The sequence below is a fragment of the Bacteroides sp. UBA939 genome, from assembly GCF_002293435.1.
Classification (GTDB): domain Bacteria; phylum Bacteroidota; class Bacteroidia; order Bacteroidales; family Bacteroidaceae; genus Bacteroides.
Genome location: NZ_DBDF01000035.1, coordinates 1 through 23,599 on the forward strand (window position 1 = coordinate 1; position 23,599 = coordinate 23,599).

At 41.6% G+C, this 23,599-nt stretch carries 21 protein-coding genes and 1 pseudogene; 14 read left to right on the forward strand and 8 right to left on the reverse strand.

What is annotated here, in order from left to right; genetic code table 11:
* The first annotated feature begins 481 nt into the window (after window positions 1-481).
* The 9 genes from B2Z67_RS02370 (at window position 482) to B2Z67_RS02405 (ending at window position 8,469) form a co-directional block, all read left to right on the forward strand.
* The gene (locus B2Z67_RS02370; RefSeq protein WP_291528218.1) at window positions 482-1,912 is read left to right on the forward strand and encodes a tetratricopeptide repeat protein; all 1,431 of its coding nucleotides are present in this window, start codon (window positions 482-484) and stop codon (window positions 1,910-1,912) included.
* Window positions 1,913-1,920: 8 nt separating this feature from the next.
* A complete protein-coding gene (locus tag B2Z67_RS02375; protein ID WP_291528219.1) occupies window positions 1,921-2,391 on the forward strand; it encodes an NfeD family protein in 471 nt (156 codons plus the stop codon).
* A gap of 26 nt (window positions 2,392-2,417) precedes the next feature.
* On the forward strand, window positions 2,418-3,419 hold the full coding sequence (gene floA / locus B2Z67_RS02380; protein WP_291528220.1) for a flotillin-like protein FloA: 1,002 nt from the start codon (window positions 2,418-2,420) through the stop codon (window positions 3,417-3,419).
* A 143-nt stretch (window positions 3,420-3,562) separates the two neighbouring features.
* Window positions 3,563-4,441, forward strand: coding sequence for a nucleoside phosphorylase (locus B2Z67_RS02385; RefSeq protein WP_291528221.1), 879 nt, complete (start codon window positions 3,563-3,565; stop codon window positions 4,439-4,441).
* Between the two features lie 4 nt (window positions 4,442-4,445).
* The gene (gene mnmE / locus B2Z67_RS02390; RefSeq protein ID WP_291528222.1) at window positions 4,446-5,843 is read left to right on the forward strand and encodes a tRNA uridine-5-carboxymethylaminomethyl(34) synthesis GTPase MnmE; all 1,398 of its coding nucleotides are present in this window, start codon (window positions 4,446-4,448) and stop codon (window positions 5,841-5,843) included.
* Between the two features lie 64 nt (window positions 5,844-5,907).
* The gene (locus B2Z67_RS02395; RefSeq protein ID WP_291528223.1) at window positions 5,908-6,846 is read left to right on the forward strand and encodes a Fic family protein; all 939 of its coding nucleotides are present in this window, start codon (window positions 5,908-5,910) and stop codon (window positions 6,844-6,846) included.
* The gene (locus B2Z67_RS15880) at window positions 6,839-7,021 is read left to right on the forward strand and encodes a Fic family protein (RefSeq protein ID WP_349677261.1); all 183 of its coding nucleotides are present in this window, start codon (window positions 6,839-6,841) and stop codon (window positions 7,019-7,021) included. The genes B2Z67_RS02395 and B2Z67_RS15880 overlap by 8 nt, the downstream gene beginning before the upstream one ends.
* Complete coding sequence (locus tag B2Z67_RS02400; RefSeq protein ID WP_291528224.1) at window positions 7,018-7,848, forward strand: helix-turn-helix domain-containing protein; 831 nt, start codon at window positions 7,018-7,020, stop codon at window positions 7,846-7,848. Before B2Z67_RS15880 ends, B2Z67_RS02400 begins: the two co-directional genes overlap by 4 nt.
* A gap of 15 nt (window positions 7,849-7,863) precedes the next feature.
* Complete coding sequence (locus tag B2Z67_RS02405) at window positions 7,864-8,469, forward strand: ATP-binding protein (protein ID WP_291528225.1); 606 nt, start codon at window positions 7,864-7,866, stop codon at window positions 8,467-8,469.
* A gap of 1,073 nt (window positions 8,470-9,542) precedes the next feature.
* Here the strand turns inward: B2Z67_RS02405 and B2Z67_RS02410 are convergent.
* The 5 genes from B2Z67_RS02410 to B2Z67_RS02430 are packed head-to-tail and all read right to left on the reverse strand — an operon-like array spanning window position 9,543 to window position 17,193.
* A complete protein-coding gene (locus tag B2Z67_RS02410; RefSeq protein WP_291528226.1) occupies window positions 9,543-10,385 on the reverse strand; it encodes a DUF7281 domain-containing protein in 843 nt (280 codons plus the stop codon).
* 11 nt (window positions 10,386-10,396) lie between these two features.
* Window positions 10,397-14,047 carry an ATP-binding protein gene (locus B2Z67_RS02415; protein ID WP_414630772.1) on the reverse strand — a complete coding sequence of 1,217 codons (3,651 nt, stop codon included), beginning with the start codon at window positions 14,045-14,047 and terminating at the stop codon, window positions 10,397-10,399.
* On the reverse strand, window positions 14,031-14,588 hold the full coding sequence (locus B2Z67_RS02420; protein WP_291528228.1) for a condensin complex protein MksE: 558 nt from the start codon (window positions 14,586-14,588) through the stop codon (window positions 14,031-14,033). The genes B2Z67_RS02415 and B2Z67_RS02420 overlap by 17 nt, the downstream gene beginning before the upstream one ends.
* Window positions 14,578-15,777, reverse strand: coding sequence for a hypothetical protein (locus B2Z67_RS02425; RefSeq protein ID WP_291528229.1), 1,200 nt, complete (start codon window positions 15,775-15,777; stop codon window positions 14,578-14,580). Before B2Z67_RS02425 ends, B2Z67_RS02420 begins: the two co-directional genes overlap by 11 nt.
* 27 nt (window positions 15,778-15,804) lie before the next feature.
* The gene (locus tag B2Z67_RS02430) at window positions 15,805-17,193 is read right to left on the reverse strand and encodes an ATP-binding protein (RefSeq protein WP_291528230.1); all 1,389 of its coding nucleotides are present in this window, start codon (window positions 17,191-17,193) and stop codon (window positions 15,805-15,807) included.
* Between the two features lie 161 nt (window positions 17,194-17,354).
* Between B2Z67_RS02430 and B2Z67_RS02435 the strand changes: the two are divergent.
* The 3 genes and pseudogenes from B2Z67_RS02435 to B2Z67_RS15915 form a co-directional block, all read left to right on the forward strand.
* Window positions 17,355-17,585, forward strand: a pseudogene (locus B2Z67_RS02435) (HipA N-terminal domain-containing protein); the annotation flags it as partial.
* 5 nt (window positions 17,586-17,590) lie between these two features.
* Window positions 17,591-18,277 (forward strand): HipA domain-containing protein, encoded by a 687-nt coding sequence (locus B2Z67_RS15910; protein ID WP_414630770.1) that lies wholly within the window; start codon window positions 17,591-17,593, stop codon window positions 18,275-18,277.
* Between the two features lie 53 nt (window positions 18,278-18,330).
* Window positions 18,331-18,666 carry a HipA domain-containing protein gene (locus tag B2Z67_RS15915; RefSeq protein ID WP_414630771.1) on the forward strand — a complete coding sequence of 112 codons (336 nt, stop codon included), beginning with the start codon at window positions 18,331-18,333 and terminating at the stop codon, window positions 18,664-18,666.
* A gap of 326 nt (window positions 18,667-18,992) precedes the next feature.
* Here B2Z67_RS15915 and creD read toward each other — a convergent pair whose 3' ends face one another.
* The 3 genes from creD to B2Z67_RS02455 are packed head-to-tail and all read right to left on the reverse strand — an operon-like array spanning window position 18,993 to window position 21,288.
* The gene (creD, locus tag B2Z67_RS02445) at window positions 18,993-20,378 is read right to left on the reverse strand and encodes a cell envelope integrity protein CreD (RefSeq protein WP_291528231.1); all 1,386 of its coding nucleotides are present in this window, start codon (window positions 20,376-20,378) and stop codon (window positions 18,993-18,995) included.
* Window positions 20,379-20,403: 25 nt separating this feature from the next.
* Entirely contained in the window at window positions 20,404-20,700 is a 297-nt protein-coding gene (locus B2Z67_RS02450) for a winged helix-turn-helix domain-containing protein (RefSeq protein ID WP_291528232.1), read from the reverse strand.
* 3 nt (window positions 20,701-20,703) lie between these two features.
* Complete coding sequence (locus B2Z67_RS02455) at window positions 20,704-21,288, reverse strand: hypothetical protein (RefSeq protein WP_291528233.1); 585 nt, start codon at window positions 21,286-21,288, stop codon at window positions 20,704-20,706.
* 234 nt (window positions 21,289-21,522) lie between these two features.
* On the opposite strand from B2Z67_RS02455, the gene nhaC reads away from it, so the two are divergent.
* Window positions 21,523-22,950: a Na+/H+ antiporter NhaC gene (gene nhaC / locus B2Z67_RS02460; protein WP_291528240.1), complete on the forward strand. Its 1,428-nt coding sequence runs from the start codon at window positions 21,523-21,525 to the stop codon at window positions 22,948-22,950.
* A 44-nt stretch (window positions 22,951-22,994) separates the two neighbouring features.
* A complete protein-coding gene (locus tag B2Z67_RS02465; protein WP_291528234.1) occupies window positions 22,995-23,579 on the forward strand; it encodes a DUF4251 domain-containing protein in 585 nt (194 codons plus the stop codon).
* Window positions 23,580-23,599: the final 20 nt, after the last annotated feature.

The following is a 23,599-nucleotide window of genomic DNA, read 5'->3' on the forward strand; positions in this document are numbered from 1 at the left end:
AAACCCTGGGAGGGAGAATTTGTCTCGTGGGACGAGAAATTTCATCTCATGGGATGAATGAATCCGTCTCACGAGACGAAAAAATCCGTCCCGTGAGACGAATGAAACCGTCCCGTGGGATGAAAAAATTCGTTCCACGGGATTTATGAATGTATTTGCCGAAAGGATTCCTGCTATTTCCGGTTCCACTATGAACTGATTCGCATAATTAGCTAACAATACGGAATGAAACAAAACTTCTTATTCATCAATATTTGAGAGAAAAAGGTTGCACCTAAAGTAACAAAGAACCGGGGAAATATAGGAGCAATATGAGGTAAGAAGCGGAGAAGGACATGCCAATTAGGGCGGCGAGTGGATAATATAAGTTAGAGAAAAGAATAAATTAAGGAAGAATTAACATAATAGCATAACAGAAATCAGCATTATTCCCAATTAATTTGTATTTTTGAACACTCGAATTGTAAGTTAGATAACTAAGATGAAGAAAATACATATTTTATTCTTTCTATTTTGTCTTATATCAGTCAGCGCATTGGCACAAACGTTGGAGCAAGCCAAAGCTTTCTACAATAAAGGGCAGTACGAAAAAGCCAAACCGGTTTTTAAGAAATTCGTAAAGGCGCAACCGGCAAACGGAAACTATAATTTATGGTATGGTGTATGTTGCCTGAAAACCAGCGAACCTGCCGTAGCCTTAAAGTATCTGGAAACAGCTGTTAAAAAGCGTATTCCCGGCGGACAGCTATATTTGGCGCAGACCTATAACGACCTGTACTATTTTGATGACGCCATCAAGCATTACGAAGAATACATCAGTGAGCTTATCAAGAGAAAAAGACCGACAGGGGATGCGGAAAAACTTCTTGAAAAGAGCAGAGTCAATCTCCGCATGTTGAAAGGTGTTGAAGAAGTGTGTATAATCGACAGTTTTGTAGTAGATAAAGACCGTTTTTTAGAGGCTTACAAGATTAGTCCCGAATCCGGAGAATTATTCTCGTACAATGATTTCTTCCAGAACAAAGAGGAAGAGGAGGCCACCGTATACGAAACAGAGCTTGGAAACATAATATATTACGGCGAACGACAGCCGGACGGAAAGCTCAGTATCTTGTCCCGCGATAAGATGCAGGGAGAATGGGGAAAAGGCGGTTTGTTGCCCGGAAATATAAACGAAGCAGTCAATGCCAATTATCCTTATGTGCTGACAGATGGTTTGACCATTTATTATGCAGCCGATGGTGAAAAATCAATAGGCGGATATGATATTTTCGTGACGCGATACAACATCAATACCGATACCTACCTGATGCCGGAGAATGTAGGTATGCCATTCAATTCGCCACACAATGACTATATGTTTGTTATTGATGAATTCAACAACCTTGGTTGGTTTGCTTCCGACCGTTATCAGCCGGATAAAAAAGTTTGTATATACGTGTTTATACCCAACTCTTCCAAACGAGTGTATAACTACGAAGCAATGGACACTAAGAAAGCCATACAGCTTGCCCGGATTCATTCGCTGAAAGATACATGGACAGACCAGAATGCCGTATCGGATGCCAAACGCCGTTTGCAAGCCGCATTAAGTGAAAAACCGCAGGCGGAACAAACGCATGATTTTGAATTTGTTATTGATGATAATACGACTTATTATCAATGGAGTGATTTCAAATCCCCCCAAGCCCGGAACCTGTTCAGCAAATACCGCCAATTGGAGAAAGATTTCAGGCAACAACAAAATAAATTGGAAAATCAGCGCTCTCAATATACCCGTTCTAATGATGATCAGAAAGTCAAGCTAACCCCAGCTATCCTTGAATTGGAAAAACGGGTGCAAGAATTATCCGATGAAATAGAACGTACCGCTATTGAGGTGCGCAAGGCAGAAAAAGGAAATCATAAATAGAACAAACTATGGATATACTTATCATTACCGTACTTATTATCGCGGCAGTTATTCTTTTCTTGGTAGAACTGTTCGTTATTCCCGGCATCAGTGTTGCCGGCTTTCTGGCGGGAGGTTGCATGATCTTCGCCAACTACTATGCCTTTGCCTATCTGGGTACAACCGGTGGTTTTATCACGCTCACCATATCGGCAATAGCCTGCATAGGATCAGTGATTTTGTTTATGCGTTCTAAAACATTAGACAAAATCGCCCTGAATAAAAATATCACATCAAAAGTAGACCGTACCGTCGAAGAGAAAATAAAAGTAGGTGATACGGGAGTGGCCATCACACGACTGGCGCTAATCGGTAACGCCGATATCGACGGTAACATTGTGGAAGTAAAATCCATGGATGGTTTCTTGAATGAGAAAACCCCCATCGTAGTAAACCGTATTTCAAACGGCGTTATTATGGTGGAACAGAAAAAGCATTAATGATTACACTTAATATTTTATAAACCATGATCGAAAACCCTATGTATTTGACTGCCTTTATCATTATAGGCGGTATTATCTTTATCATTCTGTTCTTCCATTATGTGCCTTTCTTCCTGTGGCTGTCAGCCAAGGTATCGGGAGTAAGAATCTCATTGGTACAATTGTTCTTAATGCGCATTCGTAATGTTCCCCCGTACATCATCGTGCCGGGTATGATTGAAGCGCATAAAGCAGGATTGAGCAACATCACCCGTGATGAACTGGAAGCGCATTATCTTGCCGGCGGACACGTGGAAAGAGTGGTGCACGCCCTGGTATCCGCATCTAAAGCCAACATTGAACTGTCTTTCCAGATGGCTACCGCTATTGACCTTGCCGGACGAGATGTGTTTGAAGCTGTTCAGATGTCGGTAAACCCCAAAGTAATTGATACGCCACCCGTGACGGCAGTAGCGAAAGACGGTATCCAGTTGATTGCAAAAGCCCGCGTAACTGTTCGCGCCAATATCCGCCAGTTAGTGGGTGGTGCAGGCGAAGATACAATCCTGGCGCGTGTAGGCGAAGGCATCGTATCATCCATCGGTTCGTCCGAGAATCATAAATCAGTATTGGAGAATCCGGATTCCATTTCCAAACTCGTGCTTCGCAAAGGATTGGATGCCGGTACGGCTTTTGAAATCCTGTCCATTGATATCGCCGATATTGATATAGGTAAGAACATCGGCGCCGCTCTGCAGATTGATCAGGCGAATGCTGATAAAAACATTGCGCAAGCAAAAGCGGAAGAGCGTCGTGCAATGGCTGTGGCAAGCGAACAGGAAATGAAGGCAAAAGCCCAAGAGGCTCGTGCAAAGGTAATTGAAGCGGAAGCGGAAGTTCCTAAAGCTATGGCGGAAGCATTCCGTAGCGGTAATCTGGGTATCATGGATTATTATCGGATGAAGAATATAGAAGCCGATACTTCCATGCGCGAAAATATAGCAAAACCTACTTCCGGTTCTTCTAATCAGTCACTGAGCAAATAAGCCGGAATAGATGTAACAAGAACGCAGAAACCGGTGAACAGCAAGCCGGTTTCTGCGTTCTTATTTATAAAAGACCGGAAATGGTTTTGATTTTGCCCGGTATTAGTTTCATTTAGAACAGCTTCTAATTAACAATCCAGAATATGAAAAAGTATTTCGCTCCTTCCGAACTCATCATCAATGATGATGGTTCAGTATTCCATCTGCATGTAAAGCCGGAATGGCTGGCGGACAAAGTAATCCTGGTAGGTGATCCGGGACGGGTAGCATTAATCGGTTCTCACTTTGAGAATAAAGAATGCGAAGTAGAAAGCCGTGAGTTCAAAACAATCACAGGTACATACAAAGGCAAGCGCATTACCGTTGTTTCAACAGGCATAGGTTGCGACAATATTGACATTGTAATGAACGAACTGGACGCTTTGGCTAACATTGATTTCCAAACCCGCGAAGAAAAGCCTCAATTGCGCCGGTTAGAGTTAGTACGTATCGGTACTTGTGGCGGATTGCAGCCGGATACGCCGGTAGGTACATTTATCTGTTCGCAGAAGTCCATAGGCTTTGACGGTTTGCTGAATTTCTATGCAGGACGCAATGATATATGCGATCTTCAATTTGAACATGCATTCCTGAATCACATGGGTTGGTCGGGAAATATATGTGCACCTGCCCCTTATGTGATTGATGCCGATTCCGAATTGATAGAACGCATTGCCGGAAATGACATGGTACGCGGCGTAACGATTGCCGCAAACGGCTTCTTCGGGCCGCAGGGACGTGAATTGCGCATTCCGTTGGCCGACCCGAAGCAGAACGACAAGATTGAAAACTTCGAATATAACGGTTACCGCATCACTAACTTCGAAATGGAAAGTTCCGCATTGGCGGGTTTGAGCCGATTAATGGGACATAAAGCGACAACGGTATGTATGGTAATCGCCAACCGGTTGATTAAAGAAGCCAATACAGGATACAGAAATACGATAGATACCCTGATTAAAACCGTACTGGATAGAATCTGATAGAATGAATCAAGATACCATCTGTGCTATTGCCACAGCTCAAGGAGGAGCTATTGGAAGCATCCGTGTCTCAGGACCGGATGCTATCCGTATTACTAATTGTATATTCACTCCGGCGAAATCCGGGAAAACGCTGACAGACTGTAAACCCTATACATTGACTTTCGGAAAGATTCATGATGGGGAAGAGATAATCGACGACGTACTTGTCAGTCTCTTTCGCGCCCCACACTCCTATACGGGAGAGGATTGTACGGAAATCACCTGTCATGGATCCGGCTATATTCTGCAACAGGTTCTGCAACTGCTTATCAGGAATGGTTGCCGTATGGCACAACCGGGAGAATATACTCAGCGTGCCTTTCTGAATGGGAAAATGGATCTGAGTCAGGCGGAAGCGGTAGCAGATTTGATCGCTTCTTCGTCTGCCGCCACACATCGCCTTGCCATGAGCCAGATGCGTGGAGGTTTCAGCAAGCAATTGTCTGACTTGCGTAGCCAGTTATTGCACTTTACTTCCCTTATTGAGTTGGAACTGGACTTTAGCGACCATGAGGAACTGGAATTTGCGGATAGAACAGAACTTTGTCAATTGGCTAACAATATTGAAAACGTTATTTCCCGCCTTGTAGAATCTTTCAGTGTAGGTAATGCAATAAAGAATGGCGTTCCCGTAGCGATTATCGGTGAAACAAATGCCGGAAAGTCAACGCTGCTGAATGTATTATTGAATGAAGATAAGGCTATTGTGAGTGACATTCATGGTACAACACGTGACGTAATTGAAGATACAATAAATATTGGTGGCATTACTTTTCGTTTTATTGATACGGCAGGTATTCGGGAAACAGATGATACGATAGAGAATCTTGGTATAGAGCGTACTTTCCAGAAATTAGATCAGGCGGAAATTGTACTTTGGATGATTGACGCAACCGAAACCCTTTTGCAGATAAACCAGTTGTCGGGACAGATACTTCCGCGTTCTAAAGGAAAGCATTTGATATTAGTCTTCAACAAGGCAGACTTATTGGATACAACCCTTTCCAGTCATATTCTGTCTATCGCTTCCTCCCTTATTTCTGATGCCGAATGTATTTTCATCTCTGCAAAGCAGCATCTAAATACAGATGTCCTTCAGGAGAAACTTGTAGCCGCCGCCAATCTGCCGACAGTAACGCAGAATGATGTCATAGTAACGAATGTTCGCCATTATGATGCTCTGACCCACGCATTAGAGGCCATACAACGCGTACAACAAGGACTGGCAACTAATCTTTCCGGAGATTTCATCTCCCAGGACATCAGAGAGTGCATTTTCCATTTGAGTGACATTGCAGGGGAAGTAACTAATGATATGGTGCTGCAGAATATATTCCGGCACTTCTGTATCGGGAAGTAATGGCTTAGAATTAACTGTAAACAACATAAATAAAAGTGGTCATATAAAAATAGTTTCTATCAATATGGGAATAGATTTTGAATCATATATCCGCGATAGTGAGCCTGACAAAAGAGAAAAGGCTTTGGCTTGGAAAACCGCTATCGGTCTTCAGGCAGTAGATGGTCTGCGGGCATCTGATTATCTAAAAGATACCGCCGTTAAGCATATAGAAGGTGATATAAGCATGGATGAAGTGAAAAGGCTCATCAATGGATATTACCTATCAAAAACGATGCGGACATCAGATGATGATGAAACGGAAGAAGCAGATAAAGTCTCGACCAATATAGTCAAAATCTTAAACGAACAATCATTCGCTTTCTCCGTGACAGGCTTCACCTCCATTCATAGAAGACTCTTTGAAAGCATCTTTAAGTTTGCCGGGAAAATCCGCGACTATGACATTACGAAAAAAGAGTGGATACTTCGTGGTGACACGGTTTTGTATGTCAATGCGGAAGATTTGCGTAGAGCTATAGAATATGATTTGGAACAAGAAAAAGCGTTTTCATATAAAGGTCTTCCAATGGATGACATAGTAGCACATATCACTAAGTTTGTTTCGGGAATTTGGCAGATACATCCTTTTGGAGAAGGAAATACAAGAACTACCGCAGTCTTCACAATTAAATATTTGAAAAGTATAGGTTTTGATCTGAACAATGATTTGTTTGCTGAACACTCTTGGTATTTCCGCAATGCGCTGGTTCGTGCCAATTACCGCAATGTACGTAAAGGTATTGAGCTTGATATGAGTTTCTTGATTCTGTTTTTCAGGAACTTGATAATGGGTGAACACAATGAGTTGAGAAATCGGTATATGGTTATAAATCCTCCAACAGAATGGATTGAGGGACAGAACCCGACAAGTACCCGACAAGCTCCCGACAAGTTCAACCGCAGTACAAAGTTTAATTCAAGTATTGGCAGAACAGCAATTATCAATCAAAGAGATGCTTAAAGCCATGGGTCTAAAAGACCGCGAGAATTTTATGAAAAACTACTTGAATCCTGCTATGAAAGAAGGTCTCGTTGTGATGCTCTACCCTGATAACCCTAAGCACCCACAACAAAAATATCTGCTAACGGTGAAAGGACTAAGCATTTACAATTCATTAGAAAAGAATAGACTATGACAATAGAAGACATCAAACAACTCATATCCAAAGACGAACATCGTCAATTGGAACTAAAGAAAACTACCGGCGAGCTGAAAGACGGTATGCACACGGCATGTGCCTTTCTGAATACTGATGGTGGTTGGCTCATCATCGGCATTGCACCGGGTTCGTTGAAAATACTTGGGCAGGAAGTGACAGACAACACACAACGTGAGATAGCCCAATATCTCACAGGAATAGAGCCTGCCGTAGATGTGAAAGTAGAGTACGTGGATGCTCCCGACCGCCCGGGATGCCAAGTCATAGCAATGTATTTCAATGCTTTCGTATGGGGACATCAGCCATACACTTACGATAGCCGTCCTTATTACAAGGTAGAGAGCACTACCAAGTTGATGCCACGTGAGATGTTTGAAGAGCGTATCCGTGCCAACAAACCTCAATATTACGCATGGGAACGTCAGAAAGCTGATAGAGTTGCTATCGGCGATTTGAATGAAGAACGTGTACGCGGTGCTATTCGATTGGGCGTGGAGCGTGGCCGCATGATGGCATCGGCAATGACGGAACCATTCGAAAAGGTGCTTGATAAGTTGCAATTGCTAAATGACGGCATGCCTAATAATGCGGCGGCAGCACTCTTCAGTACCAACATCTACGAATATCCACAGTTCAGATTGCGCATGGCTCGTTTCCATGGAACGGATAAAAATGAGTTTATCGATAACCAGCGTGCGGAAGGCAACTTCTTCGATTTGCTGGATGCGGGTATGGCATTCTTCTTCAAGCATTTGTCATTGAGCGGCAAGATTGTAGGCTTTGTACGGGAAGAACATCTGTAAATTCCAACAGAAGCGTTGCGTGAAGCTCTTGTTAATGCGCTTTGCCATCGCCAATACGAGAAATACAACCTCACCATTGGAATTGCCATCTATGATGACCGCATAGAGATAGAAAATCCGGGCATGCTTCCACCTCAGCTTACACCAGAAACTATCAAGCAACCACATATCTCCTATCCGTACAATCCCATCATTGCTGATGTACTCTTCAAGACTACTTTTCTAGAAAACTGGGGTTCGGGTGTCGGGCGTATTGTTGATGCCTGTAAACGTCAGAATGTGGAGGAACCCGTATGGAGGACACAAGGTGGATTTGTAATTGTCACATTCAAAAGACCAACAAAGGATTCAAATACCATCCAAGTACCATCCAAGTACGACCCAAGTACGACCCAAGTAGCAATATTAATCAATGCAATGAATGATAATTTTATGTCAATAACGGAAATAATGAAAGCATGCAACTTGAGTAGCAGAAAAAAATCTCGTGAGAATTATGTCACTCCGGCTTTAGAAGATGGGGCAATAGAGCGAAAATACCCGAATCAGCCTAATCATCCTAAGCAGCAATACAGATTAACGGAAAAAGCGAAAGTATGGAAACAGACCAATGATGAATAATAGCGTGATGTCTCTTCAAGAACTTAGATTGCCGACCAAAAAAGGGAGTCGGCATCGATGGGGGCAAACGAACTTTACTTTATTGCCGTACTCTATATATACGATTATTAAAGTAAAGTGGCAGGAGGAAAGATTCATCTATCTAATAATCTTTCTTCCCTATTTAAAACAAAGACTTCGCGAAGCGTGATAACTTATAAGTTATTTAATGGATATAAGCGAAAGCATTTACTGCCTAAGCAAAATAGCCGGATTTATTCTTAACGAATAATAAAAACGTTAAAAGTGAGCGTTTTAACACATAGGAACAAGAGGATTTTTTGACTTCCTACTTTTTTAGAACTAAAACAATGAGTACCAACAAGCTATATATGCTGCATCGGGAAGTAATGGCTTGTAAACAGCCGTAACCAACCATAACCATTTAGAATAAAGTCGCTGTATATCAGTGACTTTTCTGTTGTTCGCCCAGCATGGTTCTATTCTAACAGGTGCAAGTCCTCAACACGCCCTGATAGCGGGAAGTGTCCAGCCAAAGACAAGGGTGTCCATCGTGAGGTGGAATCTGAAGGAAGTCGGCGGTAAACATCTGGCCTGACGCACAGAAACTTGATATAAGGCTAAAGAACGTGGGTTAGTTTGCAACACAAAACAAAGCCCGATAGCTATTCGGAACGTTCATGGTAAATTAAGCGGGTATAAGATGGAAAGAATAGAGTCTTAACTGGGGAGGTCTCACAGACGTGTGGATGTTTTTTTTCGGAATCACGGAGTAAAGCTTGCTGTGAGAAGTCAGCAGACGCCATATGAGTCAGACAAAACGAATTGATCGAAATACCTTTCGGTTCACCCTCGCTCTTGTAGAGGAACCACAACTTTTCAAAATCACTACTGCTATACATAAATACTTTTTTTAGATGTACAGCAAAGGTAAAGGCAAAACAAAAACGGAGCAAGACGCCAGTTTTGGACGCTTACCAAAATTAAGATAAAAATCAAATATTATATCAGCTAGGGTATGATTTATTTATATCTTAATAAATTGCATATACGTTCTACATTCTTCAACCTTTTCAACACATGTAACCTTCTTGATCATAAGCTCTTCGCTCATGACAAATAAGATCTATTAACTGCTGTAATTCGCATACATCTGACTTAATATCCTTAAAACGGCAATACTGTTCATCATATCTTTTCCTAGAACCTGATTTTAATCGAAATCCAACATCGTCTGGAATTAAATATGAAGAACGTTCCTTACCCAAATATTGTTGAAATTCAAAGAGAAAAATATTTATTCCTGCCAAATCAAAATCACCGAAGTAAAGATAATGATTGGGAATAGCACATAGCCATCTTCTAAGATCAGTTGATTGTGGATACCTGGACACAAAGAGCACTCTATTTGAAAGCTTATGCACTTGAAGATATTCCTCAAAGAATACTCTTTGCTTGCGAATCATCCTAAAATTTTCCATATTCTCAATGCCAATCACTACTACGTCTTCTGGAATTATAAACTTCTCCCACTCTGCGACAAAAAGAAAACTTCCTTCTTGTGGATTTACTATAAAAGCCTCTCCGTCAAGAAAACATTCAATAGGTTCGTAGCTGTTTACAGGGAATCCCGGGCAGGAACGGACCATAACAAGTTTGGAGTTTCCTGTTTCTATTGCCATAGAAGCACGGGAATCTGAAGCGTCTATTTCGAGAATGCGGAAACTCTCATCCTTATCTATAAGAAATCTTTTTAAAGCCTCAGTATCACGGGCACGATATGATTTTCTTGAACCATGAGATATAACCAATAACATACCTTCTGCCAACAGTTCATCACGTAACTTACTGTTTAACTTTGAGCCTGCGACTTGTTCTCCTGCTAATAATGCATGTATAGATGCACTTATTGCCATATAACCTCCAACTATTTTATTCGTTTCAATAATTTTTCTACTCTCGTCCTCACTCCATGTTTACTCAAGAGATAGGTATATCGGTAGTCATAAGGGTTATATGACGTTGGTGAACTGTTGATGAGATAGATATTGCGTGAATTGGCAAACTGCAGAATACCTTTGATATTGTTAGGGTGCAAGCGCCCTATCTCATCCATCATGCAGTGTATAATGAAATCACCGTTCTTTCGGGCTGCCTTTTTCTTAAAAACGTTGATGAGCATGATATTGACCATTGCTTTCACAAGAATATCTGTACCATCTGACCCTACATTATTAATACGCTCAACCCAGTTCGTGTCATTGTCGTTCTCCTTTACACGAAACTGTAAACGGAAAGTATCACCTAATGATACAGATGGACGATTGGGTTCGTTTTGCAGTTGATGGGATAGACTCTTCAGGTAATCCACGACCTTGCGGTTCACCTCATCCCGATTGTTGCTTGAGAAGAGATTAAGTTCGCCAATAGAGAGAGCATTCTCTACGGTATAATCATGAATGGACATAAGCAGTTGCATAAGCTTATCAGATGATTCATTCGCTCTCAGTTCAATACTCTTGATTACTCCTGCAAAATTCTTTTCTACAAAATCACGATTTATGTCAAGTATCACCCCATCTACATCGGATCTACGTTTCATCAGTGAACCGATTTCTGTTGAGATACGTCCTAGGATATCTTTATAATGCTCGCTGGTACGTCTGCGGAACTCCTCGATTTTGTTATTATCCATGAAGTCCTGCAAATCAACCGCAATTTGCAGATAGTCATTATCTGTCACTGGCATCGTGTTGAAATGGAAAGCATTTTGAGGCTTGAAGTTACGATTGAAATAAACAACTATATCTTTAAGCTTGTCAATTGATTCGCGTTTTTGATTGACAGTACCCCTAAGTTGGCTCAAAAGCTGCTGACAATCTTGATGTGTCTTCATCATCTTGTCGTCAGAGAGGTAAGCATCAGGTATCAAATGCTCATTCTCGACCATCTGATGATAAAGGTTCAATTCCTCTTTCCTATGTGCCAATTCCTTGAGGACTATACGCTGACGTTCTTCCTTTTCCTTGCATTTTTTCTCGATACGTGTCCGTTTGTCTTCATAACGCTGGCGTATCATTGAGAGTTGTTGCTCGATGTCCTTAATAGTCTTCCTGATTTCCGGTTCCTTGGCAAAAAGATTTTGCTCGGCATCGCGATATTTGATAACTATTGGACGCTCCTTTTCGATCCTCATCAACAGTATCTTCAAGTCCTTCAAAGCTTCGCGGTATTGTTCAAGCAGATTCATGTCAACGCCCTTACCTGCAAGTTCCGCTTTCTGCTGTTCATCAAGTTGCTTCTTCTGTACCGCAAACTCCTGATTACGCACAGTCGCTTCTGAATCTTGTGATTTTTTGAAAATGTGTAGTTCCTCGTCAAGTGCTTTTGAATCTTTATTGAATGACGAATCAAGCTCTTTAAGGTCTTTTTTATTCCTTGCCTCATTTTTTTCACGAGTTTCCTTCTCCGATTGCACTCTTAACAGTGCTTCATTGAAGGAGCGTTCACGGATTTCTTTTTCTTGTTCAATCCGTTCCTGTTCTTCCATCTCCAGTTTATGCCGATGGTTTTGCAGATTCTGTCGTTTGACTGGTATCTGTTCTTCTTCCACCTTTAATAAGGTCGCTTTCTGCCGAAGCGGATTGATCTGTACTGCATATTTCTTTCCGAGTTTCTCTATCTCATCCTGAAGAGTAATGGGCAATTGCGTGAGTTGACGGTTAATTTGCTGCACTTGCTCTTCCAAGTTCTTCTTTTCCAGTCTATACTCGTCAGGAGTGCGATGCACTGAGGCAATATTATCCAGATTCAACCTTATGCCAAACAGATTATCAGATGCGACGTCCAATTGAGGTTCAAGCCCTTGCGCATATAGAATCCGTTCCTCGTCAATAACTTTGCCTATCGTATTTTCCCAGCCTCCCGTATTTTCACAAAGCCATTTATAAAAAGAACCGTCTAAATGAGCAAGTAAATCATTTATCTTTGCAATTTGTACACGAATTTGTGTGCGGTCTGCCTCAAGACGTTCCTGCTCACGCAGAGATGCTTGTTTTATTTCTGCCTCTTTCATCTCATACTCGGCAGTAATCTGGTCAATCTGGCTTTTTACTGCTGTCTGTTGAGCTGAATTCTCTTTTTCTGTCAAATTCAACTGCAGAAGTTGTTCATCCACCTGCTTTATTTCATCGGCCATAGGATGCCACTGACGGAGTTCCTTCAGTGCATTATCAGTCTTATGCTGTTCAGTCAACAATATCTGCAGGCGATCGTCAGACTCATATCGCCAACTATTGAAAGTATCCATAATCTGATTTCTATTCTTTGTGCGTTCTTCTTCCAGGTTCTTACGTTCTTTCTGAAGTATGGTTTGTTTCTGATAGTATGCCTCTTTCTGAGCGTTCTTGAATGCCTGACATGCATTTTCCAGTTTAGCCTTCGCTATGTTGTACTTTTCCTCTATCGAGGTATGAGTTTTCAATAAGTCATCCAATAGCGTTTGTTTCTCTGTTTCTTCCTGTTTGATAGCTATTTCTCGGCCGGCAAGAGTAAGTATGGCTTCAATATCAAAAGCATCGAAGTCCTTTCTTACCTGTGCTATCTCCTTCAGTTTACTCTTTTTGGCACCAAGTTCTTGATTGAGCGAGTCTTTTTCTTTATCATATTCTGCTGTAAGTTCTTTCTCACGGTTACGTTCTTTCTCAAAGCCCACTTTAACTTCTGTAGCTTCAACTTCCAAAAGCGGTATACGTTGCTCACTATAAGCTACGGCATGATTCAGCATACGCCATACATCAGTCAATTGCTGGTCGAGCGCCACAATTTTACGACCCTGTTCAGCAATTTTCAATGCCTGTTGGCGCACCGGATAATTGCCATCACGTGCTTGACGGAACCAGCAGTCTATCTCATCATACTCTCGCTCGAAGTCTGTAACAAGTCGTCTGTAGGTCTGCAAATCAATGGGTAATTCCTCATCTGTCATGGATTGTATGATCGTGTTCTTTACAAAGTCTGCATCCAATTTTGTATTCAGAAAAACGTTTTGAATGCTTCGTGGGATATTCTGATAATGCGAACTTTGCACTAATGCATAACGTGCATATTTATGGTCATGGGTATTGCCGAAAATAATATCCTTGAACATCACACCGGATTCTATTCTTGCAGAAACGGCCACATTCTTGTCTATACGTTCACGAATCTTCACCCAGTCACTCAATACCTGCTTGTCATCGGTAATAAACCATTCACGCTGATAGGGCGCATCAATGAATCGCCATGAAGCGCGTCCTTGGTATCTGCTAACCAATATGGTATATGCACCATTGTCACGCATCACCTCATAAAGTATATACGAATTTGATTGGCGAAAATAGAATTCATCAAATGACTTCTGTCCCTGTTGAATACCCAAACGATGTTTGTCGGCATTATAGAAAAACAACAAAGCTCTCAACACTGTACTTTTACCCACACCTTGTGTTCCTGTAAAATGCACATTGCCATCCACAGAAATCTCTGCATAGGGGATATTGGCACTATTGATAAAAATAATCTTATTCAGGTACTTCATCTTCATTGACTATTTGAATTATTTCCACCAATTCTTCAACATAGCGAAATGCCGAAGTAATCTTATAAGTCTCGTCTTGTTCGCTAATACACTCAGCAAAGCCCATATTCAGCATCTCTTGAAGCAGTTTGTTTACCATCTCAATATTAGACCCCACACCGTATTTCTTGAACAGATGGCACACCTTCTCCTTCAGCTCAATATCCAGACTAATTTGTTCTATCAAATGACTTTTACGGAACTGATATCCGGCAGTAAATGACTGATTATAACATTTCAAGAAGTCCAGATAGTCCAGCCATTTTGAAAAGCTGTCCAGTTTTTGCTCTATCGCTTGCTTGCCTTCCCCTGTTCGTGAAAAATAGAAGTAACCGTTACCACACTCCAATTGCAGACCGATTTCCTTGAAGTAGTCTGCATAATCCTCCACATTCTCCTCAATATCCTCATATAAGTGACGGATAGAGGTATCTGTGCTGTCCACCGAAAGAAATTCTCCCCGGTTTAACCGTTCGTATATTCTTTGTGTATTATTTCGCATATATTACAGGATGTTCAATATCTTGATAAATTACATATTCTCCTGTCATCCGACATTCATCTGGATGCAAGATTACCAATTGACAGAAGAGAGTTACATAGTCTTCAATAGTACGTTTTACCTTATAGTCATACCTTAAAATGAATTCAAACAGATCATAGCTTGATGCTAAGAACGCATTCCATACCTCTGTAGCATCCACCTCCTTCAGTTGTTGAATATGCTCTTGCAAATCTTCCTCTGTCAAGGGTTCAGCTTCTGTCCTTGCCGTTTTCTGTATGCCATTACGTTCAGCAATCCGTTTCAATAACTTTACCACTTGTTCGTTTTCCCTCAGCATTTCTAAAGACAAACGGACTTTACTGTATTGACGTGATTCCATCCAAAGAGGATTTCTTTCCTCCAACACCTGTATAAGGTTCGTATCAGTCTTGATAAGGAGTTGATCTTGCAGATATTTCAGCTTTCGTATTTTCTTGTAAAGTTGATTTTGCTGGTCAATCTGATTGATATAGGAAATAATCTGCCTGTCTATCTCCATAAGTGCATGATAGGCTTCCACAAAATCATGTTTCACATCGCTACAGGTCTTGGCCATATGCGGATCATTGGCCATAATGAAGAAGGCATGCTCATTATCCATCAGCTTTTCACATTCACGTATCATGGCGCGAATGCTATGGCTCTTCTCATCCAAATTCTGTAGTTTCTTCTTTTTGATGATATAGTTTGGTTCCTGCTTATAAGCATTGTCCATATTGCGCTTCAAATCCACCACATTCTTCAACGTTCTGAATCCAGTCTTCTTTAAAAGCTGCCGTACATTGTCCTGATATCCGGCTTTACGATTGGTGTTGGTCTCTTGCAGGAAATATCCAATATATTCCTTCAAAGTGTTGATACATTCTTGCACGCTCAACACGCTAATCTCCTCGTTTACATTCAGCACCTCCTCGAAGAAGTTCAGGTAGTCACTCTCAATCTCTACTGTGTTTCCTGTTTCCACCAGTACACCATAGTCAACTAACTTTCTCAATCGGGTTTCATTTCCTCCGACAAGGTCTATGGCAAGCCCCAACGGAAACTTCATAAGTTTTCGTTTCTCAAACATTTCACTCAGCAATCCTTGCTCACGTGAGAGTGTTTTGGTCAGTTCTTCTATACTCCTAAAATGCGTCAGAATATCCATATATTCTAAACTCTGTGATTAATACCATCAAATAGTCAATAAACTCAAATCAACATCAGGAATAATAACGTCTGTAATCTTGTCCTCGACAAGAAATCCCATGTAAAGCGGAATCGTAAGTACCTCTCCCTCACGTCCTACATTATATTGACCTAACTTAATTGCATTATTGACATGATATACATCCTTGTTCTTAAGAACCGTAGTCATGCTTTTTGCCTTACCAGTCTTTGCCTTGACTTCAAGGATAACGCATTCACCCTTAAACCTCACTAAGAAGTCCAGTTCAAGTCCACTGTCCTTATGAAAATAGTATAGCTTTTGCCCGGACTTACATAAAAAGTCAGCCATAAGGTTCTCGAAGATAGCTCCCTTGTACCCAAGAAGATTACCCTTTAAAATATCCGCCTGAGTGCCATAATCGAGCATTGCCATTAGAATTCCTATATCTGTGACGTACACCTTGAAACTGTCTTTGATGGAATTACCCTCTAATGGCAGTTCCGTAATCAGCGTATTATAGCATCTACGGATTATTCCGGCATCTTCCAACCATTGAATGCTACCGATGTATTGAGAAGACCTTCCTCCCTTTTTGACTATGGAATACTGGAATTTCTTGTTCTCCTTGGCTAATTGCTTCGGAATGGATTCAAAACATTCACGGATATTAGGTTTGTCTGTATCATCTGCATATTTAACCATATCCTCTTCGTATTCGGCAATGAGATTACGCTGCACCTTATATATAAGTTCGATATTCTTGGTTTCAAGGAAGCAATTCACCACTTCCGGCAAACCTCCGACAATGACATATCTGTACAACAACTCCATCATTGCCTTGTGAATCCCATCAGGAACAGCCTTTTCGTTCTCAAAACATGATTTGACAGAATCAATAACCGCCTCACCGATTCCGTTTGCCCATAGAAATTCCTCAAAATCCAACGGGTACATATCAACCACGGTTTCATATCCGACAGGAACAGAGTCTTGTCCTACATCCTCTTTCTTGTTCTTGCTTTGACCGTAGCCTTTCACTCCCAAAAGAGAACCTGTTGCAATAACATCGAAACGCCCGTCTATATGGAATGACTTCAAGGCTGTCCTTGCTTCCTTACATTCTTGAATCTCATCAAGGATAATGCAGGTTTTCCTTTCAACGAAACGACTACCTTGAATCAAAGCTGATAGGTTGAGAATGATGGTATCGACATCTATATTGCCAGTAAAGGCAGACTTCTTATCCGGCTCAAGAATGAAGTTCATATAGACTACACTATCATAATTCTCCCTTGCGAATTTCTGGACAATATATGTCTTTCCACACTGGCGGATACCTTTTATAACAAGAGGCTTTCTGCCCTCAGACTGTTTCCAGTTGGCTAAATATGTTTCTATTTTTCTCTTAAGCATGGCACAATCTTATTCTTTCAATGGCAAAATTACACTTTTTCGAGCGAATAAATCGGAGTTGAACACATTTTTTCAGACGAATAATATCCATAGCCGCACACTTTTTTAAACGAATCACCTCCACTACACAACATTTTTTCAAGCGAATCCAATATCAATTCTATTTGGCGAATAAAAATGCCGAACTGGTAAGCCTCTCGCTGCCTTTGACCGATACACCATTTGTCAGTAACGTGCTGCATCCTTTTTTCGACGGACTTATTCCCGAAGGTTGGCTGTTGGATATTGCCGAAAGGAACTGGAAAATAAACAACCGCGATCGCATGTCGCTACTGCTTGCCTGTTGCAAGGATTGTATCGGGGCGGTCAGTATTCAACCTATTCAAGAATGATAATTATGGAAAGATGCTTATACTGTTACCAACCGCTGGAACAAGGGCAAGTTGATTTTCATCCGCAATGTTCTAAGAAGATATTCGGAACAGCCATCCCACTTGTGCTTCCCTATACGAAAGCCGATATTGAATCGCTGGCTTTGGAAGTGGTACGTTCGCAGATAACGATTACAGGCGTTCAACCGAAATTGTCAGTTGAATTAAAAAAAGAAAAAGGAGGCGAGAAACGTTTCACAATAGTCGGATTATGGGGTGGATACATTCTCAAACCGCAAACGGAACAATATCCGTTGCTTCCTGAAAATGAAGATTTAACCATGCATCTGGCAGAACTTGCACGGGTAAAAACAGTTCCTCACTCCCTGATACGGTTTAAAGATGGTTCATTGGCATATATTACCAAGCGGATTGACCGTGATAAGAAAGGGGGTAAAATACCAATGGAAGATATGTGCCAATTGACGGAGAAATTGACTGAACAAAAATACAAAGGTTCTCATGAGCAAATAGCCAAAAAGATACTGGAATTCTCAGCTTATCCGGTGTTAGATTTAATCAACTATTTCGAGGTGTTGTTATTCTGTTACCTGACTGGAAATGCAGACATGCACCTGAAAAACTTTTCGCTTTATGAGTCCACTTTAAAAAGTCTTTTTTATCAGGAATTAACGCCCTACAGGCACTTCTAAAGGGGGTAAAAGTGCTAAAATGCACTTTTTAAAGTGGACTCCTTTATAAAAAGGTGGGTGAATCTGTTTTAGCTCCGGCTTACGACCTGTTATCTACCAAACTGGTTATTCCACAAGACAACGAAGAACTGGCATTGACGTTAAACGGCAAGAAACGTAAGTTGAAGAAAGCGGATTTTGACAACTTCTTAAAAGCAATGAAGGTGGAGGACAAGGTCATTGAAAATGTCTATGACAAATTCCGGAAGGTATTACCGGAGTGGTTGGTATTCATCGATTGTTCTTTCCTCCCGCAGCAGATGAAAGAAGAATACAAAGCATTGATACAGGAAAGGTATGCTATTTTGAGTCAGGACAACCGCACTAAAATCTTATATACTTATCACTAATTGCTGCGAAGTTCCGCTTTGCTAATTTTTTATTTACCCTGCATGAATAATGCAGGGTATAGACGTTATCAGCCAACAGGTTGCTGATAACGTCTATAACTCCTCTAACTCCTACAGTATGAATAATGCAGGTTAGAGGAGTTAAAGCCGATACTCCGTGAAGTATATAACAAGGCTATCGGCTTTANNTGCATTATTCATGCAGGCTAAGCCAACTTGTTGGCTGATAACTCCTCTAATTCCTAAAGCATGAATTATTCAGGTTAGACGAATTGCCTGCACCGAAAGTGAAGAAGAACCTTTTTCAACTTTATAGATGGCGCGATTTATTCATTAAACCAGTCAATCTTTTTAGAGAAGTACATCACCATAGCCAATATCACAAACAATCCGAGGCTACCGGCAAGCAGGGCAAAAGTTTCCAACTGGATAAGGATGAAAATATAGATATAGAGTACGCCGAGCAGACCCGCCATAATAAATGCCGGTTTCTTTCTCCGGATGATTCCCAGCATATAGCCGCCCACCAACGCAATGGTGAGTACCGACGCCACCAGATATGCCATGCTGAAACCTATATGCTCGGACATGGACAGCAACAGGCTATAGAACAGGCAAAGCGCCAAACCTACCAACAGATATTGCAAGGCATGAATGTGGGTTTTCTCCATAATCTCCGTGAAGAATATCACCGTAAAGGTCAGCAGAATAATCAGGATGGCGTACTTGGTAGAACGCATGGACTGTTGATACTGCTCTACCGGCATTTTCAGATTAACACCGAAAATGGAATTCTCAATAGCTTTGATACTGGCATTTTGATTATTGACAAACACTTGCGGATAATTCCTGTTCAGATTCAGTACTTGCCATTGTGCAGAGAAGTTTTCTCCGGTAACTTCCCGTTGCTCCGGCAGATAATTGCCATCAAAGCTCGGAGTGTTCCAATTTGCCTTCAGACTGACTTTCGTGGTTTTCCCCAACGGAGTGAAGTTTATGGATTGGGAGCCTTTCAGTTTAATCTTCATTTCATAAGGCAGTTTCTTATTTTCTTTCAAAGCAGAAAGGTCTGCAATGGCATGAGCGCCCATATTGTCGATGCCTCGTTCGTCCAGTCCCGGTTCGAATATATAAACAGAGTCATTTAAAGTAATACTGACTTGTTCACTCAGTCCGCGCATATCCGTCAGATTCAAGCAAATAGCTACTCTGTCGTACTGAAGCATATCCATGTCCACATTGCTTTTAAGGAGTTCTTCTGAACTAAAGAATCCCTTGATAAGGAGTTCCGACTGATACACATTCACCTTGTAAATCCCTCTTTGGAGAATTTCAGTCTGCAACTGTCCGTCTACAGACAGCTCGTCAGGGAATAAAACGACATCTCCCTTGGACACTTTCTGTACTCCATTCTCTTCATAAGTAGTGTGGTATTTCAAACTAAGATAAGGTCCCGTAATGGTCTGCGCCAAACTCCACTTCCGGCTTACTTCTTCAATGGCATCTGCCTGCGTATGTCTGCGCTCCGTAATCATGTCTTCAATCATAAACTTCGGAATCAGCAGTAATAGCACCAAGAAAGCAATTACCACCACTTTTATTGATTTAGAAAAACGGTACAAGCAACCACTTGCCTGTTTTCTCATCCCATTCAATCCATCATTCGGATTGTCATTAAAAGCACCATTCAAATTGTCGTTCCAATTCTCCATAATATAAAAGTATTAATATAAGAAACTATTTTGATTTTAGAAAACTCTCTAATGCCTCAATATGAGCCTTGAAAGCCTTTTTCCCTTCAGGAGTTGCCTGAAAAGAGGTCTTTGGCTTCCGCCCCACAAAGGTCTTATGACAAACGATATATCCCAGCTCTTCCAGAGCCTTTGTGTGGCTGGCCAGATTACCGTCTGTCAGTGAAAGCAATTCTTTCAGAGTATTGAAATCCACATCCTCATTTACCATCAGGACTGCCATAATACCCAGGCGGACTTTGCTTTCGAATACCTTATTTATATTTTGAAATGCTTCTATCATCTATCACCTTTTCCTTTCGTACTGCAAATAAAACAACACACCGTACAGGATATGGAACCCGCCGAAACCAATGGTCCAGAACAGCAAGCCATGTCCTTCAAAAAAGCAGTCGGTAATACCCAAACAGAGAAATGCATATCCCAGCCAAGCCACATTGGAATAGGTGAACTTGGATACGTTAACTAAGGAAAGCCCATAGAACAACAGCATAACGGAAGACATCAGGCCATAAACTCCATGCAGCAACAAGGCAATGCAGAACAAACCTCCCGTCAGTAACGGAAGTGCAAAGTTCCAGGCAATGCGATAAGTCAATTTGCTGAATAGCTTCTGCCCTGTTTTCATTGCTTTATACCAGGAAAGGATGCAGGCAGTAATTACAGAAATCGCCAGTACCGACGAGGCTACCATTATCAACCCGATCCGGTGGTCTCCCGAATTTAATAAGTTATTGGCTACGTAAGCGCCGGTTAGCGCATACACTCCGGCCAGGACAGCCGTCATTCCACTGAGAGATACGAACTTGGATGATCTTTCCATCAACTCCTTTATCTCATTTACTGATTCTAATGCTTTATTCTTATTCATAATAGAAGTACTTTGTGCGGCAAAGTAAATGATAATAAATCAAAGAAGCAAAGAATATTGGGAAAAAATAATTTGATCCGGTATAAATTGCAAGAAGAACAGTAGCTGAAACTTGGCAGTGACAATGGCGAAATCATAAAATTTGTTGGTAAGAAAGCGGGAATGAAACACAATAATCAGAATTTGTCGTACCTTTACCAAGCATTAACCGATATAACAAACAGAATGAGTTCATTGAAAAAGATTCCCTCTCCGTTAATATCTCTCCTGCCTATTGCACTGCTGGTAGGAATGTTATTTATCACCATACACACATTCGGAAGCGATGCTCTGGGAGGAGGCAGCCAGATTTCCTTATTGACCACCACAGCTTTTTGTGTATTTATAGGTGTGGCTTTCTACCGTGTTCCCTGGAAAGATTACGAACTCGCCATCACGAATAATATTGCAGGAGTTGCCACAGCCATTATTATCCTGTTGATTATAGGCGCCCTCAGCGGTGCATGGATGATAAGCGGCATCGTCCCCACCCTTATATATTATGGTATGCAAATTATCCATCCGGACTTTTTCCTGGCATCCACCTGCATCATCTGCGCACTGATTTCCGTCATGACAGGCAGTTCGTGGACAACAATCGCCACCATCGGTATCGCCCTGATGGGCATCGGTAAGGCGCAAGGGTTCAATGAAGGCTGGATAGCGGGAGCCATCATCTCGGGCGCTTATTTCGGAGATAAGATTTCTCCGTTATCAGAAACCACAATACTTGCTTCATCCATAACGGATGTGCCTTTGTTCCGACATATACGCTACATGCTGATTACGACTACCCCGTCACTCATTATCACCCTGATTATCTTTACCGTAATGGGATTTGTTGTCAATACAAATTCTACGGAACATATAGCCGACTTTGCCGTAGCGCTGAAAGGTACATTCACCATCACTCCCTGGTTGCTGACTGTCCCCATAGTGACCGGAATACTGATTGCGCGGAAAACACCGTCCATCATCACCCTGTTCCTTTCCACCCTGTTGGCGGGGATATGCGCCATCATCTTCCAACCGGACTTGTTACGTGAAATTGCCGGGGAGAACAGTATATTTAAAGGTGCAATGATGACATTCTACGGCAGCACCAGCCTGAACACAGGAAACAGCATGCTAACCGAACTTGTCTCTACACGTGGCATGGCGGGTATGATGGATACAGTCTGGCTGGTTCTTTGTGCCATGTGCTTCGGTGGCGCAATGACGGCAAGCGGCATGCTGGGCAGTATTACTTCCATCTTTGTACGCTTCATGAAAAGAACGGTCAGTGTTGTGGCATCCACCGTTTGCTCGGGACTGTTTCTCAATCTCACTACTGCCGACCAATATATCAGTATCATCCTTACCGGAAATATGTTCCGCAACATTTATGAGAAAAAAGGATATGAGAACAGGTTACTGAGCCGCACCACTGAAGATGCTGTCACGGTAACTTCACCTCTGATTCCCTGGAACACCTGTGGAATGACGCAGGCAACGATATTGAACGTATCTACACTGACCTATCTTCCCTATTGCTTTTTCAACATTATCAGTCCGTTAATGAGCATTTTCATTGCCGCCATCGGATATAAAATCGTGAAGCGCCCCGTGAACAAATCCGAATAAATGGTTGTTTTGCAATAACAAACAAGAATCGTAAAACTTAAATTATGAAAAAGTTTATTGCATTAGTAGTATTAATAATGAGTGCAGCAACAACCATGTATGCACAAGAAAGTAAAGTGGAAAACCGCACAGACAGTAATGCTCAAAAAGAAGCTGAACGCGCCCGTGCGAAAGCAGAAGAACAAGTATCCGATGCGGTTTTGTATGAAAATGCCGTAGCAGCATTAAAAGCTCATCAATTTGTACTGGAAGCCGACCGGGTTATATTTCGCAACGGACGGACAGCATTTGTAAATTCCGGCACTAACTTCGTACTGATAAATCAGGAACGTGGTACCGTACAGGTAGCATTCAATACAACACATCCCGGTCCTAACGGTATTGGCGGGGTAACTGTAGACGGAACTAATTCCGACATGGAAATAACAACTGATAAGAAAGGTAATGTAAACTGCCGGTTCAGTATTCAGGGTATTGGTATCTCTGCACAGGTTTTCATCACGCTAATCAACGGTGGTAACAGTGCAACCGTAACCGTAAGCCCGAATTTCAATTCCAACACTCTTACCTTGGACGGTACTCTGGTTCCGTTAGACCAATCCAATATCTACAAAGGACGTTCCTGGTAAACCCTCTACAATATATATCA